The organism is Paralcaligenes ginsengisoli (genome assembly GCF_054781135.1).
The window spans coordinates 46012-61528 of sequence record NZ_BAAGUZ010000009.1 but is presented as its reverse complement, the minus strand read 5'-3'; the positions used below and the strand labels follow the sequence as shown (position 1 = coordinate 61528).

At 58.9% G+C, this 15517-nt stretch carries 15 protein-coding genes and 1 tRNA gene; 3 read left to right on the top strand and 13 right to left on the bottom strand.

Annotation, left to right across the window (positions count from 1 at the left end; genetic code table 11):
- From ACYVIS_RS06305 to glyA, 9 genes are all read right to left on the bottom strand, one after another.
- Positions 1-1761: a branched-chain amino acid ABC transporter ATP-binding protein/permease gene (locus ACYVIS_RS06305; RefSeq protein ID WP_460873514.1), complete on the bottom strand. Its 1761-nt coding sequence runs from the start codon at positions 1759-1761 to the stop codon at positions 1-3.
- Positions 1758-2618 (bottom strand): branched-chain amino acid ABC transporter permease, encoded by an 861-nt coding sequence (locus tag ACYVIS_RS06300; protein ID WP_232741108.1) that lies wholly within the window; start codon positions 2616-2618, stop codon positions 1758-1760. Before ACYVIS_RS06300 ends, ACYVIS_RS06305 begins: the two co-directional genes overlap by 4 nt.
- Before the next feature lie 76 nt (positions 2619-2694).
- A complete protein-coding gene (locus tag ACYVIS_RS06295; RefSeq protein WP_232741109.1) occupies positions 2695-3885 on the bottom strand; it encodes an ABC transporter substrate-binding protein in 1191 nt (396 codons plus the stop codon).
- 60 nt (positions 3886-3945) lie between these two features.
- Positions 3946-5082 carry a mandelate racemase/muconate lactonizing enzyme family protein gene (locus ACYVIS_RS06290; protein WP_232741110.1) on the bottom strand — a complete coding sequence of 379 codons (1137 nt, stop codon included), beginning with the start codon at positions 5080-5082 and terminating at the stop codon, positions 3946-3948.
- A gap of 320 nt (positions 5083-5402) precedes the next feature.
- A tRNA-Ser gene (locus ACYVIS_RS06285) sits at positions 5403-5493 on the bottom strand.
- A 137-nt stretch (positions 5494-5630) separates the two neighbouring features.
- Positions 5631-6251 carry a riboflavin synthase gene (locus ACYVIS_RS06280; RefSeq protein WP_460873513.1) on the bottom strand — a complete coding sequence of 207 codons (621 nt, stop codon included), beginning with the start codon at positions 6249-6251 and terminating at the stop codon, positions 5631-5633.
- Between the two features lie 139 nt (positions 6252-6390).
- Complete coding sequence (gene ribD, locus ACYVIS_RS06275) at positions 6391-7608, bottom strand: bifunctional diaminohydroxyphosphoribosylaminopyrimidine deaminase/5-amino-6-(5-phosphoribosylamino)uracil reductase RibD (protein ID WP_460873512.1); 1218 nt, start codon at positions 7606-7608, stop codon at positions 6391-6393.
- A 72-nt stretch (positions 7609-7680) separates the two neighbouring features.
- Positions 7681-8142 carry a transcriptional regulator NrdR gene (gene nrdR, locus ACYVIS_RS06270; protein WP_232741121.1) on the bottom strand — a complete coding sequence of 154 codons (462 nt, stop codon included), beginning with the start codon at positions 8140-8142 and terminating at the stop codon, positions 7681-7683.
- Between the two features lie 43 nt (positions 8143-8185).
- Positions 8186-9430, bottom strand: coding sequence for a serine hydroxymethyltransferase (glyA, locus tag ACYVIS_RS06265; RefSeq protein WP_232741122.1), 1245 nt, complete (start codon positions 9428-9430; stop codon positions 8186-8188).
- On the opposite strand from glyA, the gene ACYVIS_RS06260 reads away from it, so the two are divergent.
- Positions 9415-9591, top strand: coding sequence for a hypothetical protein (locus ACYVIS_RS06260; RefSeq protein WP_232741123.1), 177 nt, complete (start codon positions 9415-9417; stop codon positions 9589-9591). The genes glyA and ACYVIS_RS06260 overlap by 16 nt on opposite strands.
- A gap of 34 nt (positions 9592-9625) precedes the next feature.
- On the opposite strand, the gene ACYVIS_RS06255 is transcribed toward ACYVIS_RS06260, so the two are convergent.
- A complete protein-coding gene (locus tag ACYVIS_RS06255; RefSeq protein WP_232741124.1) occupies positions 9626-10261 on the bottom strand; it encodes a YbhB/YbcL family Raf kinase inhibitor-like protein in 636 nt (211 codons plus the stop codon).
- 22 nt (positions 10262-10283) lie between these two features.
- Entirely contained in the window at positions 10284-11513 is a 1230-nt protein-coding gene (gene tyrS, locus ACYVIS_RS06250) for a tyrosine--tRNA ligase (RefSeq protein ID WP_232741125.1), read from the bottom strand.
- Positions 11514-11746: 233 nt separating this feature from the next.
- Here tyrS and ACYVIS_RS06245 point away from each other — a divergent pair, with 233 nt between their 5' ends.
- Both ACYVIS_RS06245 and ACYVIS_RS06240 read left to right on the top strand, forming a co-directional pair.
- The gene (locus ACYVIS_RS06245) at positions 11747-13126 is read left to right on the top strand and encodes a peptidoglycan DD-metalloendopeptidase family protein (protein WP_460873511.1); all 1380 of its coding nucleotides are present in this window, start codon (positions 11747-11749) and stop codon (positions 13124-13126) included.
- A gap of 45 nt (positions 13127-13171) precedes the next feature.
- On the top strand, positions 13172-14281 hold the full coding sequence (locus ACYVIS_RS06240) for an anhydro-N-acetylmuramic acid kinase (protein WP_460873510.1): 1110 nt from the start codon (positions 13172-13174) through the stop codon (positions 14279-14281).
- A gap of 33 nt (positions 14282-14314) precedes the next feature.
- Here the strand turns inward: ACYVIS_RS06240 and erpA are convergent, their stop codons facing one another.
- Together erpA and ACYVIS_RS06230 are read right to left on the bottom strand one after the other, a co-directional pair.
- The gene (erpA, locus tag ACYVIS_RS06235) at positions 14315-14683 is read right to left on the bottom strand and encodes an iron-sulfur cluster insertion protein ErpA (protein ID WP_232741127.1); all 369 of its coding nucleotides are present in this window, start codon (positions 14681-14683) and stop codon (positions 14315-14317) included.
- A gap of 63 nt (positions 14684-14746) precedes the next feature.
- Entirely contained in the window at positions 14747-15496 is a 750-nt protein-coding gene (locus tag ACYVIS_RS06230; RefSeq protein ID WP_460873509.1) for a DUF6776 family protein, read from the bottom strand.
- Between the last annotated feature and the right edge of the window lie 21 nt (positions 15497-15517).

Sequence of the window (15517 nt, the reverse complement as noted above, 5' to 3'; positions counted from 1 at the left end):
TCAGGCCCCCAGGTAAACACGGATGACTTCAGGGTTGGCGCGAACCTCGGCGGCCGACCCGCTGGCTATGGTGCTCCCCAGATTCAGGGTAGTGACGCGATCGCAAATCCGGAATACAAAATCGGTGTGATGCTCGACAATCAATACGCCCAGGCCCGCATGACCCATCGCCAGCACGATAGCGGCCAGTTGTTCGATTTCGTGCTCCGTCAGGCCGCCGGCGGGTTCATCAAGCAAGATAAAACGAGGCCGCATGCACAGGGCCCGTGCTATCTCGAGAAACCGTTGCTCGGCGTGGTCAAGCAAGCTGGCCGGTTGATCCATGATGTGGCCCAGGCCCATGGCTTCAAGAATTTCGCGGGCCCGGGCGCGCAGCCCGTCGTCCTCCCGGCGCGCCGCCGGCAAGGCCAGTGCGTTCTGCAAAAAGCCGGCGCGCGTATCTTTCCAGCCTCCAAGCATTGCGTTGTCCAGGCCGCTGAGCGTGCCGAGCAGCCGGGGCTTCTGAAACGTCCGCGCAATGCCCACCGCCGCCCGGTGTTGTACCGATGCGCGCGTTAGCGGCAATCCATCCAGCGCGATCGAACCGCCGTCAATGATGTAATAGCCCGAAAGCAGATTCAGCAATGTGGTCTTGCCGCTGCCATTGGGGCCTATCAATCCGTGGATTTCACCCTCTTTCAAAGACAGGGACACTTGATTGACGGCCACCACCCCACCAAAGTGTTTGCTGGCCTGTTCAAGCTGCATGCCGTCCGTGTGTTTGCGCCCTGTGCGAATCGCCGCGATCAGTCGGGGGATATCGGGGCTAACTACCCGTTTCTCGCGATTGCGAGGAGAGAATTTTTCACGGAGCAGGCGAATGACACTACCTATTCCTTCCGGAACAAGCAAAACAACAATGAGCAGCAAGGCGCCATAAAAGAATTGCCCCCAACGAGCCAGAGAACCCATCATTTCCGGCAATATCGCCAGCACAATGGTTCCCAGGAACGGCCCCCAGATGGTACCCCTGCCGCCGATTACGATGCATATGAAGAAAAACAGGCTTAGCTCGAAGACAAAGGTTTCAGGTGTGATGTAGCTTTGAAGCGTGGCGAACAAAGCGCCCGACAGCCCCGCTGTTACGCCGCTGAATGTGAATACCGTCAGTTTTACCCTGAAGATTGGTACGCCCGCCGAACTGGCCGCCACCGTGCTGTCGCGCAATGCGATCATGGCCCGGCCCCACATGCGGCGCACCAGATTCCACGAAAGCCATGTAACCAGCCCCGCGAATGCCGCCACCAGCCAATACAGGCCCGAGGGACTGGCAAACGGAGCGTTGAACGGTGGCACACTGAGCCCTACTCCGCCCCCGGTCAGGTCGGCCTGAGCCAGAGAAAATTCGGTAACCATCAGGGCAAAGGCCAGCGTTGCCATGGCGAAATAGAAACCCGGCAATCTTAATGAGGGCAGGCCTAAAAGAAATCCGCAGACGCCACCCAGGCCCGCCGCAGCCAGGGTGGCGATCCAGGGATCCAGATCGTAACGGCCGGTGAGGATAGAGTAGGCATACGCGCCAATGGCCAATAGGCCGATATGCCCGATGGACAGCACCCCGGTGTAGCCCACCGCCAGGTTCAGGCCCGCAACCAGAATCCAGTAGACGCCGATCAGGGTGGCAATATGAAGCTGATACGGATTACCTATCCATAAAGGCAAGGTAGCCAGTGCCGCAACGCAAATCAGCATGGGCATGCCAGGTTTGAGATGGATATTCATACTTGACGCATCTTTTGGTTCCCGAACAAGCCTTCGGGTTTAACCAGCAAGAAAAACATTAACAGGCCAACCGCGATGGTGCGTTGGTATTCGCCGCCAAAAAAATAAGTGGCCAGGGTGGATAACAACCCCAGCACCAGGCCTCCGATCACGGCGCCAAGGTTGCTGCCCATGCCTCCGACAGCGAGGGCGATAAAGCCGTACAAGGTGAGGGTCAACCCCACCGCGAAATCCGCGAATGTAAGCTGCCCGCCCGCAAAGCCGACCAGGCCGCCCAGTAATCCGGCTATGCCGTATGAAAACGCCCTGATGCGGCCCGTCGCCACGCCCCGCGCCCTGGCGGCAAAAGGATCTTCGGCAACCGCAAGAAAAACTTTCCCAAACAATGTGTGGCGATAAAAACGGTCCAGGGCAACGACCACCAGGGCAACGCACGCGATAGGAAGCCAATATTTCTGATCCCACAGTCCCGAGGTGAAATCCTGATCGATCAAGCGCGGAAAAGGCTTGGGCTCGGTGCCCCACAACAGCACTACGCTTTGCTGAATGATGGTTGCCAGAGCCAGCGTACTGAGCAGCCAGAGATGTTCTTCGGAACGGGCCAGAATACGCCTGATTGCAACGAATTCTGTAAGCAGGCCCAAAATAATGGCGGAGGCAATGGCCCCTGCCAGCCCTACGAAAACGGGCAGTTTCAAGTCGCCGATCAGGTAGGCGCCCATTACCCCGCTGATCATGAAAAGATGGCCCGTTGTAAAGCTAAGGACCTTCGAGGTCGAGTACATCGCGTTGTAGGCCAACGCGGCGGCCGCATAAAGCGAGCCTATCGCCAAGCCCGTGACCAGGACTGTCAGCATGCCGGGAACTCCTGTGACTATTAAAGATGTGTCGGCCCGATTCGGGCGAGCCGACACCATTTCCAATCAAGGCGCGCTACTGCGGAGCCCGCTTGAAACTGCCATCTTTGAATGTATTGGCAAGATCGACCACCATGGCGGAATCGGGGAAACCGTTATGGTTTTCAGGAGTCCAGGTGTAATCGGCATAAACGCCCTTCAGGTCCTTGGTGGATTCCAGCACTTTCTTGATGGCCTCGGGATCGGTGCCGCCCGCCTTCAACACAGCATGCTCTATGATTTTTACCGTGTCGTAACCCAGGGCAACCCACCAAAAGGTGAAATTGATCTTGTCGCCCAGTTTCGGCCGCATCTGGTCCATCAGTTTTTGGGTAGCCGCCGGCAATTTTCCACCGGCATCGTACGTGGTGCTGGTATAGCCGGCCGCGTAGGTATTGTCCCAATAGGATGGTTTGTTGAGGAGATCGCGAATAGGCAAGCCCATCAACGCGGGGTGGCCCACTACCGGCACATCCCATTGGGCATTGCCGCGGGCATTCAGGATACGCGCCAGCAAGCCGGTTGCCGCGGACCAGGGCATCAGCACATCGGCCCCGGCCGCGCGAGCCTTGGCGATTTCGTCGGCCACGCTGGTCTTGTTGGGGTCGATCAGAACCGAATAGACCGGTTTGATCCCGGCTTTTTCAAGCAAGGCGGCCGCAGCCTTGGCCGAAGAGGCGCCATAACCGGTGGTATCGCCTATGATCGCGATTTTCTTGTGCTTCAGGACGTCTATGGCGTAGCGGTTGGCCGACGTTATCCATTGCTGATTCGAGTTGATGACACGAAAAGCCAGGGGGTATTTCTTTGCATCTATCAGACTATCTACCGTACCAATAACCAGATTCGGCACTTTTGCCCGCGTCAGAATAGGAATGGTGGCCAGGGATTCACCCGAATTGACCGGCCCGATCACAAAGGCCACTTTTTCGCTGTAAGCCAGTTCGTTGGCAAAATTGACCGCCTTGGTCGGGTCGCCCACGGTATCGCGGGTAATCAGTTTCAATTGCCGGCCATTGATTCCCCCCGCCTTATTGATCTGTTCAACGGCAAACTGCACACCTTCGTTTTCGGCGATTGCCGCGGAAGACAAGGGACCCGTCAACGACGACAGCCAGCCAATCTTGATGGGGTCGCTGTTGGCACTGGCGGTTGCCGAACCTAGCACGCAGGCCAGGACGGTGGCGCCTTGCACTGCAAGTTTTACTGCGTGGAAAAGCTGTTTCATGTCTGTCTCCTTGAGAGATTATTATCAAATAGCCACAACATCTTCAGGTGCTGTGCCGAACTATCCGTGTTGCGAATCCCGAACCGATATCCGGTAACGCTCTATGGTTTCCCAATCGAATGTAAAACCTGTCCCTGGCCGGTCGGGCAGGCAAATAGTGCCATCAGGCTCGAGGGACATTTTCTCGGTAAACAACGGGGCAAACCACGGCATGTGTTCGCACCACGTTGCGTTGCCCGCCGAAGCGACAATATGCAGGCTATGTTCTGTGAAGATATGGGGAGACACGGCAAGATCGAGCGTGCCCAGGTAGCGAACCGCCTTGAGCATCTCGGTGTATCCGCCCATGCGTTGGAGGTCGGGCATGAACACCGTTGCCGCCGCACTCTGCGCCATGCGCCGGATGCCATAGCGCGTATATTCGGTTTCGCCGCTAGCCACCGGCGTATCCAGCTTGCGAACGAGCATGGCGCCCGCCTCATCGTTCCATGTAGGGACAGGCTCTTCGAACCATTCAAGATTGAACTGTTCCAGCGCCTTGCCCAGCCTGAGCGCGCTGGCCGCATTCAGGCCCTGATTGGCGTCGGCCATCAGGGAGACGCCATGGCCGATTTCCGACCGTACCGCCTCGACCCGGGCAACGTCTTCTTTCCAGTCGGCCGATCCGAGGCGCATTTTCATGGCAGTGAAGCCTTGCGCCAGAAAAGCGCGGGCTTCGGCCACCAGCTCATCCTGGCTGGATGAAAGCCACAGGCCGCCGCTGGCATAGACCGGCACGCGGTCGCGGCACGCGCCGAATAACTTGTACAAAGGACGATTCGCCGCCTTTCCGATAATGTCCCAGCATGCGATATCTATGGGGTTATAGGCCAGTATGGAAATACCGCTTTGTCCATAGAAATTGCTGCCGCGGAAAAAATCGTTCCATAGACGCTCGACATCGTGCGGATCGCGTCCTACGACCAGCGGAGCCAGAGTTTGCGTGAACTGGGCAATCGCCGCCAAACGATGACGATCAAAACAAAAACCATAACCTTGGCCAATGATGCCCACATCGGTCTCCAGCGTGGTCAACAGGCAGCACACATCGGAAATTTCATGGATGGACGTTTTCAAAGGCCGCTCCAGCGGCAGCGAAACCAGTGCTGTCTTGAGTGCTGTAATGCGTATGGCTGACGGCGTAGAAGATGTATTCACACTAGCTCTCTTTAATCAGTTGTGCGCTCGCGCCTTCGGCGGCTCTACCGCCCTCAGGCAAATTGCCGCCGGATATCCGTCAGTGCATGAACGCTTCTCAACGCCGGCGTGAATCAAAAGCCAGCCCTCGCAGGGCCTTGTCTTTACCAACGTGTTGGATGGGTACTATCGATGTTTTAAGCTGTGCTTGTCTAATATTATTTTTTTCAATTCCGATACCAAAGCAATATCAATCTATCGGTTGTGCAATGCAAAAAAACCCGCAATGCCAGAAAGCATGCGGGTTTCTATACTGCAATCAACTGCTGTAGACTAATTCCTGGCGGACAGAGGGGGATTCGAACCCCCGATACGCTATTCACGTATACACGCTTTCCAGGCGTGCGCCTTCAACCGCTCGGCCACCTGTCCTAACCTGCGCATTTTCCAGAAAAATGCGCGAAGTCCGCTATTCTAGCAGAATCGGGCGCCCAGGTTTCGCGCACGGCATTTCAACGCCTTGATGGCAAGGGGCCCCAGGCGCCAACCCGCCCCCTGAGGCCAACGATTCAAGCGGCTGCTGCCCCCATCATCCGCTCCACATACCGGGCGATCATGTCGATTTCCAGGTTGACCTGGCTGCCGGCCTTGAGGTGCTTGAGCGTGGTGACTTGCACGGTATGCGGAATCAGGTTGATGCGAATCTCGCAGCCCTGCGCGTTATCGTCAACCTGATTGACCGTCAGGCTTACGCCGTTGACGGTGATCGAACCTTTGTAGGCCAGGTACTTCGCCAGCTTGGCCGGTACATCGATGCGCAGATCCCAGGATTCGCCCACGGGCTCGAAACGGCTGACTTCACCCAGGCCATCCACGTGTCCCGAAACCAGATGGCCGTCAAGGGAATCGCCCAGCTTCAGGGAATGCTCCAGATTGACCTCGCCCGGCACGTCCAGACCAGTCGTGCAGTTCAGGCTTTCGCGCGAGACATCGACTTCGAAAGTGGCGGCGCCCAGTTCGACGACGGTCATGCAGGCCCCCTGGATCGCGATGGAGTCGCCCAGGCGTGTCTTGTCCAGGGGGAATTCGGAGGCATGGATCTGCAAGCGAACCCCTGCGTCTTCCCCGCCGTTTTCCAGAGGGCTGACGTGTACGATATTGCCGATGGCAGCGACGATTCCTGTGAACATTATTTTACCTTTCTGCTGATTTTTTACGATGATGCCGGCATGGCGGCCCTTGCGGCCGTCACAGCGAAACTATCATTAATTCATGCTCGGGCGACTATAAGGGCCGCCCGTTCACTTCACAAAAAATTCCTCTACAATTTCACTCGGGATGTCCCTGGGAGAGGCCGGCAGGCTGGACGGCTTCGAGCAGCGCCCGCCAGCGTTCACCCAGACGGGCGCGCAGGCGGATGTCGGGCGCGAGCATGCACGTCTCGAAGAACTCGAAGCGTGCGGCCTGCTCCAGGCTTTCCAGGGCGGGCAGGCGCGCCATGGGCAGCGCGTCGCCCAACAGCATGGGCGCCATGTACACCAGCAACTCATCGACACATTGGGCCTGCAGCAAAGCGCCGTTCAGCCGGGAACCCGCTTCGACATGGACTTCATTGATTTCGTTGGCGCCCATCCAGCGCATCATTTCCGCCAGATCGACACGGCCGCCGCCACGGGGCATATCGGTACGGCCCACGCCCGAAAGCGGTTCGTTCGGGCCATGAACAGCGGGCAGTTCGATAACCTGCACATTGCGGCCGGCCAGGCGCTCTGCCTTGGCCGGGTCGCTGCGGCACGTGAATACCCAGGTGCGGCCGCCGTCAAGCAGGCGGGCATCTTCAGGGATTTCAAAGCGTGTATCGACGATTGCCTTGATGGGTTGGCGATCGGTTTGCACATGCCGCACGTTCAGTTGCGGATCGTCGGCCAGAACCGTGCCCACGCCAGTCAGCACCACGCAGCTGCGAGCCCGCCAATGGTGGCCATCGGCGCGCGCCTGCGTACCGGTAATCCACTGCGATACGCCATTATGCAAGGCGCTGCGGCCATCGAGCGAGGCGGCAAGCTTGAGCCATACCCAGGGGGTTTTGCGGGTCATGCGGGCGATAAAACCCGGATTGATTGCCAGGGCCTCGTGTACGCATACCGATGTCGTGACGGCAATGCCGGCCGCCCGCAGGCGCGCCAGCCCCTGGCCGGCAACCAGCGGATTCGGATCGAGCATGGCAACCACCACGCGAGCCGGCCGGGCCTCGATCAGGGCGTCGACGCAAGGCGGTGTCCGGCCATAATGGCTGCAGGGTTCGAGCGTAACGTAGACTGTCGCGTCGGCCGCGTCGTACCCACGCTGGCGCATATCGCGCAGGGCCATGACTTCGGCGTGCGGCCCGCCCACGGCCTGAGTCGCCCCCGAACCAAGCACTTGGCCGTCGCGGACAATAATGCAGCCGACGCGCGGATTGGGCGCCGTCAGGTACAGCACCTGCGCGCCCTGCGCAATGGCCTGGCGCATCCAGTAGGAGTCGTCGAAAATGGTGGAAGTATTCACAGCATCGATTGTAGCGGCAGGACTGGCCGCGCAAGCATGGCTCGCGACCCGCATCGACACGGCCCGGGCCGATTACGATTTGGACGGAACCTGGATTTCATCGATAGCCTTGACGAACTCGCCGATGTCCTCGAAGCTTTTATACACGGACGCGAAGCGCACATACGCCACTTGGTCGAGTTTCTTCAGCTCGGCCATTACCAGCTCGCCCACGTGCCCCGAGCTGACCTCGCGCACTCCGCTGGTCAGCAGGCTTTCTTCGATGCGGGCAACAGCGGCGTCGACATCATCGGTGTTGACCGGACGTTTACGCAAAGCCAGGTTCAGGCTGGCGCGCAACTTGCCGGTTTCGAACTCGGTACGCGTGCCATTGCGCTTGACCACGGCGGGCATGACAAGCTCGACCCGCTCATAGGTAGTGAAGCGCCGGTCGCACGCCGTACAGCGCCGGCGCCGGCGTATGGTATCGCCCTCTTCCGAGACTCGGGAGTCGATGACCTGGGTATCGAAGCTACTGCAGAACGGGCATTTCATCGTAGCGCTTCAGGCCCGGCCGGCAAACCGGGTCTGCCCTGTGTTAACGGTATACCGGCAATCGCGCCGTCAGTTCATTGACACGCGCGCGGACATCGGCAACCACGGCCTGGTCGCGGGGATTGTCGAGCACATCGGCAATCAGGTGCGCCGTGAGCTCGGCTTCGCCCTCTTTGAAGCCACGCGTGGTCATGGCCGGCGTACCCAGGCGGATGCCGCTGGTGACGAATGGTTTTTCGGGGTCGTTGGGAATGGCGTTCTTGTTGACGGTGATATGCGCCTGTCCCAGGACGGCTTCGGCTTCTTTGCCGGTAATGCCCTTGGGACGCAAGTCGACCAGCATGACATGGCTTTCGGTGCGCCCGGAAACAATGCGCAAGCCGCGTTCGACCAGGGTGCGGGCCAGCACATCGGCGTTCTTGGCGACCTGGGCGGCATAGACCTTGAATTCAGGAGACAGGGCCTCTTTGAACGCAACGGCCTTGCCGGCAATCACGTGCATGAGCGGGCCGCCCTGTATGCCGGGGAAAATCGCGGAGTTCACCACTTTTTCGAACTCGGACTTCATCATGATGACGCCGCCGCGCGGTCCGCGCAGCGACTTGTGCGTGGTCGACGTAACGAAATCGGCGTGAGGGACGGGATTGGGATATACACCACCGGCAACCAGGCCGGCGTAGTGGGCGATATCGATCATGAGCAAAGCGCCGTTATCGTGCGCAATGCGTGCCATGCGCTCGAAATCGATGCGCAGCGAATAGGCCGAAGCGCCGCCCACGATCAGCTTGGGCTTGTGTTCTTTGGTGAGCTGCTCGAGCTGGTCGTAATCGAGCACTTCGTTGGCATCCAGACCATAATGCTTGAAGTTGTATAGCTTGCCCGAGGCATTGACCGACGCGCCATGCGTCAGGTGCCCGCCCTCGGCCAGGCTCATGCCCAATACCGTATCGCCGGGCTTGAGCACCGCCATGTACACACCCTGATTTGCCTGGGAACCCGAATTCGGCTGCACATTGGCCGCCTCGGCGCCGAACAGCTGCTTGAGGCGATCGATGGCAAGCTGCTCAACGATGTCGACGTACTCGCACCCGCCGTAATAACGCTTGCCGGGATACCCTTCGGCGTACTTGTTGGTCAGTTGCGTGCCCTGGGCCTGCATGACCGCCGGACTGGTGTAGTTTTCGGAGGCGATCAATTCGATATGCTGTTCCTGGCGGACATTTTCTTTTTGAATCGCAGCCCAGACTTCGGCATCGACTTGATCGAGAGTACGTGAACGGTCAAACATTTGGCATCCTAGGTTTTCGGTATGGCGAGGGGAACAAAGCAGCTGATTTTAACGCGAATGCCTCTATTTTTACCGAAGCCTCCGTGGAAACCGCGATGGAAAGCATCTTTCAAGCTATAAATGCCTTGAAAATCGGCGCTGCCTCACGCCAGCTTGAGTAAAACTCATACAAGCCGGCCAGACCGCAGCCGGACTTCAGGCTTTGCCCGCCAGGCGGGGATTGAGCGTATACCAGCCGGACAAGGAGGCCTGATCCAGGATATGCCCTTTTATGGCTTTCAGGACATCGGCGCCGCCAAAGCGGCCTTCAAGCGGCACATGCTCGATGTCCAGCGCATACACAGTGAAGATGTACCGATGCGGCAAGGCATCGTTCCAGGGAGGGCAAGGGCCGTCGTAGCCGAAGTAGTCGCCGCTCATGTCGCGATCGCCCGCAAACCAGGACGTGTAGTCGTTGATCCCCTGGCGCGTATCGTTAGGGGCCAGCGGACCGCCTTTGCCCCGGGGGGTAATGCCGTTTGAATAAGCCCCTTCGGCTATCTCGGTGGCAGTCGCCGCAATATCGACCAATACCCAGTGATAAAAATCGACGCGCGGTAAATCGGCGGGCACTTCACGCCCTTCCTGGTTGACGTCATCGGGCTTGCTCGGCACATCGGGATCATGGCAGATTACTGCGTACGAGCGGGTTTCCGCCGGTGCGCCGGACCACGCCAGGTGAGGATTGGCGTTGTCGGCCAGGGCCACATGCGCCGGCCCATCAGCTTTACCGAACGCATTGCGCTCGGGGATCATTTGCTGGTCAGAAATCGACACACTGGTGAGCTTCATGAAAACCTCCTGAGTTGGCGAACTAGCCATTTAACGTAACGCGGGCAAACTTGCGCTTGCCCACTTGCACCACATAAGTTCCGGCGGCGAGCTGCAGCGATTTGTCTTCAATGCGATCGCCGTCGACCCGCACCCCGCCCTGCTCGACATTGCGCTGCGCCTCGGAGCCCGAGGCAACCAGGCCCGCTTCGCGCAAGACCTTGAGAATGCCCAATGGCGCGCCGCCGATCTGGACCTCGGGCATGTCGTCGGGAATGGCGCCATCGCGAAACCGTGCCTCGAAATGAGCCAAAGCGTCGTGCGCCGCCTGCTGCGAATGGAATCGCGCCACGAGCTCCTGTGCGAGCAGCACTTTAGTATCGCGCGGATTGCGCCCTTCCTTGATCTGTTTTTGTAACAATTCTATTTCATCCAGCGAGCGGAAGGACAGCAACTCGAAATAGCGCCACATCAGGGTATCGGAAATCGACATGAGCTTGCCGAACATCGAATCGGGTTTTTCGGAAATGCCTATGTAATTGCCCTTGGACTTGGACATTTTATCGACACCGTCGGTACCTTCCAGCAAGGGCATGGTAAGGATGCACTGCGGCTCTTGCTTGTACTCTTTCTGCAGTTCGCGCCCTACCAGCAAATTGAATTTCTGATCGGTGCCTCCCAGCTCGAGATCGGCCTTGAGGGCCACGGAATCGTAGCCCTGCATCAAGGGATACAGGAATTCGTGCACCGAAATGGGGATGCCGCCCTTGAAACGCCGGGTGAAGTCTTCGCGCTCCATCATGCGCGCCACGGTATAGCGCGATGCCAGTTGAATCATGCCGCGCGCGCCCAAAGGATCGCACCATTCCGAGTTGTAGCGGATTTCGGTCTTGGAGGGATCCAGCACCAGGCTGGCCTGGGCATAGTAGGTTTTCGCATTTTCCTGGATCTGTTCCGCCGTCAGCGGCGGGCGAGTTGCATTGCGCCCGCTCGGGTCGCCTATCATGGAGGTGAAATCGCCGATCAGAAAAATGACCTGGTGGCCCAGATCCTGGAGCTGGCGCATCTTGTTGAGCACCACCGTATGGCCCAGATGGATATCCGGAGCGGTGGGATCCAGGCCAAGCTTGATGCGCAGAGGGACGCCCGTGGAGCGGCTGCGGGCGAGTTTCCTGACGAATTCGGATTCAACCAGCAGCTCGTCGCAGCCACGCTTTACAACGCGCAGATCGGCTTCGACTTCAAGGGTAACAGGGGCTTCGGTGGACGACATGACAGACCGTTTAGAATAAGAAAAACACAAAAAATAACTCGAAAATTCGAGCCTGATGCGTTAGGATAACGTGCGAACAGGATCCCTGCACACAGACAGGGGCCGTGTTTCGCATCCAGAAACTCGATCTTATCAGAGTGCTTGCTGGCTCACCCGGACAAGCGCCTTCCCAGCGGCAATCGCACCCGGGTTCGCAGCATCATCCATCAAACGAATAACTAGGTTTTGGCTTTATGTTTAAAAAAGGGACCATCAACACTCCCTCCCAGACAGGCATGCGCCCTGTCCGTCACCGCACCTCCGCTTATATCAGAAACAGCTTCCTGTTCGTAGCGCTTGGCCTGTTCGCCACCGCCGCCGCGCTGGCCGTCGTGGACCCGAACAACGGCACCACCGAACTGCCATTGATCCATGCCGCCCGGCAGACCCTGGCCCTGCCGGAGCCGTTTCCGCTGCCCATCGGCGATTTCGACACGCCGTTCATCAGCGAAACCCAGATCCGTCCGGGCGATACTTTGTCCGCGCTGCTGCAGCGCCTGCGCATTCAAGAACCCAGGCTGCAACAATTTCTGGCACACGACAAGAACGCTCGCGCCATATACAAGCTGCAGCCAGGACGCACACTGCAGGCGGCTCTCGACAAGGATGGCCGCCTGGTGTGGCTGCGATATAACCACACCCCAGGAACCAATGAAAACGGCCATTTCGTTTCGAAGTGGCTGGAAGTGAAGCCCGATGGCAAAGGCCAGTTTGCTGCAGCCGAACGCAGCGAAGCCGCCGATACACAGATCCGGGTCGCCGAGGGCGTCATCAGCAGTTCGCTATTCGGAGCAACCGATGCTGCCGATATTCCCGACGCAATAACGCTGCAAATGACCGACATCCTTGGCAGCAAAATCGATTTCATGCAGGACATTCGACGCGGCGACCGCTTTCGCATCATCTACGAATCGTACTCGCACGATGGCATGGAAGTCGGTGCGGGCCGTATCCTGGCGCTGGAATTCATCAACCGGGATCACCCCTATGAAGCCGTCTGGTTCGATCCCAAGGATAGCTCGGGCGCCTATTACGACTTCAGCGGCCGCAGCCTGAAGGGTGCCTTCCTGCGCACCGCGCTCAAATTCACGCGGATCAGCTCTACCTTCGGCATGCGCATGCACCCCCTGCACCGCACCTGGACAGGCCACCAGGGTGTGGATTACGCGGCGCCCAAAGGCACTCCCATTCATTCCACCTCCGACGGAGTTGTGGAATTCATGGGGCAAAAAAACGGCTACGGCAACGTCATTATCATCAAGCACGGCAAGCACTACTCGACTCTGTATGCTCATCAAAGCAGGTTCGCTTCCGGCCTCAAACAGGGCGAGACCGTCGAGCAGGGACAGCTCATAGGCTATGTGGGGGCGACCGGTTGGGCCACCGGCCCACATTTGCACTACGAATTCCGCGTCGACAATCGCCCAATCGATCCGCTGTCGGTAAATCTCCCCATTGCTCACACCCTTGAAGGCCCCGAGCTCAAGACCTTTGAACACAGCGTTGCAAGCTACCGGGAACACATACACCTGCTTGCCGAATTGCAAAGCCAGCAGCACGTCGCCAGCCGTTAAAGCCATTGAACGCCTGATCATGAAGCCTTCCACGCGTACCAGTCCATGACATCCGGCGCTTTGTATATAGGACTGATGTCCGGCACCAGCACAGACGGGGTCGACGGCGTGCTGGCCGACCTTGCCGACCCGCATCATCCCCTCATCCGGGCTCATGTTTCCCTGCCCATGCCGGAGCCCCTGCGCCAGGAGTTTCTGGCTCTGAACACCAAAGGATCGAACGAGCTGCAGCGAGCCGCCTTGGCCGGCAACGCGCTGGCGCGGCTTTACGCGGCGGCGATTCGAGAGCTTCTTGAACAAAGCGGCAACATCGCACAGAGCATACGGGCCGTGGGCGCACACGGACAAACCGTCAGGCACGACCCCGCCGCCGGCTATACCTTGCAAATCAACGCCCCGGCGCTGCTTGCGGAGCTGAGCGGCATCGACGTCGTTGCCGACTTCCGTTCACGCGATGTCGCCGCGGGCGGCCAAGGAGCGCCCCTGGTGCCGGCTTTTCACCAAGCGGTTTTCAGCGCCAGCATACCCCGGGCCATACTGAATCTTGGCGGCATTGGCAATGTGACCCTGCTGCATCCCGGCGAACCGGTGCGAGGCTTCGACACCGGGCCGGCCAATGTCTTGCTGGATTTATGGTGCAAGGAAAAAACCGGACAGGCCTACGATGTCGACGGGCGCTGGGCCGCGAGCGGCCGATCCCATCCAGCCTTGCTGGAAGCCCTGCTGCGCCAGGAACCCTGGTTCGACCTGCCGCCGCCAAAGTCGACCGGCCGGGACCTTTTCAACCATGCCTGGCTTGCGCAGCGGCTGGCGCCCTTCCTGGCGCAAGGCATTGCCGACACTGATGTGCAGGCCACGCTGCAAAGCCTGACCGCACGCACGGTGGCCGAGGCAATCGAACGCCATGCGCCGGCAATACGTGAAGTCTGGGTATGTGGCGGCGGCGCCCTGAACTCTGCCCTGATGAGCGAACTGGGGCAAGCGCTGGGCCGCCCGGTGCATCCGACCAGCGGCTTGAATATTCCCGTTCAGCTGGTCGAAGCCCTGGCTTTTGCCTGGCTGGCCCAGGCGCACGATCAAGGCCAGGCGGCCGGCCTGCCGACGGTTACCGGAGCACGGCACCCCAGCGTGCTAGGGTGCCGCTATCCCGCCTGATGAGTGGGCGGCGAAAGAAGGACGATGCGGCAATCAGGCCGAGAATGAAGACCCGCAACCGCAGGTCGAATTGGCGTTGGGATTGCGGATAACGAACTGGGATCCCTCGAGGTCGTCTTTGTAGTCGATTTCGGCACCCACCAGATATTGAAAGCTCATGGGGTCGATCAGCAACTGCACGCCTTCCTTGTCAATGGTGGTGTCGTCGTCGTTGACGGTTTCGTCGAAGGTGAAGCCATACTGGAAGCCCGAACAGCCTCCGCCCTGCACGAAGACGCGCAGCTTCAGCTCGGGGTTACCTTCTTCGGCAAGCAAGTCTTTGACTTTGCCCGCTGCCGCGTCGGTAAAGAGAATGGGTGCCGGCGGCACTTGCAGATCGACGGATTCGGTCAGGGTATTCATTTGGTACTCCAAGGCAAGCAGGGCTTGCACACTTAAAACAGCTATATCAACAAGTCTACCAGTTTAATCGGCGGGCGTTACATTGGCGCTGCGGGAAACACGTACAGTCTTGCCTTCGAGAATATCGAGGGTGACGGTTTTAGGTATAAAGCCGTCGGGCAAGCTTAGCAAACCCCGGCTGCGCTGGAACTGATCGAACTTCAAAGCGAATTCGCCAGATCCGGTGTCGCGACCATCGCCTGCGGGTCCGGAACCGGCCCGGACGGGTTCGAGCCGTATTTTAACCGCTTTGCCATGTTGCATGCCGTTAGCCACAAATTGCATAAGGCCATTAAAAGGCACATCGCCCGGCGCGTTACGCATCAGCAACACCCTGTATTGCAGGGTATTGCCCTGCATTTGCACATCGAATGCCCGGACGCTGATCGCCCCCTTGGGGCCCGCCGGCAATAATTGGTCGTAAAAAGCCAGTTGATCGCGCGCCTGGCCGAGCTCCGCCTGATTTTTTTGCAGCGAGGCCTCGAGGCCCGCGCGAGTGCTTTTCTCGACGGCCAATTGCCCCTGAAGCAGATCCAGCTTGGCCTGCGCACTATTCAGATCGGCCTGGCTTTGCGTCACGGCCTGCTCGAACTGCGCTTTTAGCTGCCCATACTGTTGGCTGGCATTATCCTGGAACCAATAACGCGCGGCCAGAAAGCCTATGGCGAGTCCCATCAACAGGCCTGCCGCCATCTTCCATCTGTGTGTAGCCGGCTTGGCTGGAATGACAGCAGGGGCTGGGCCGCCAGACCCAACGGCATTGATTTCGCTCATGTATGGATGGACCCATTTAGC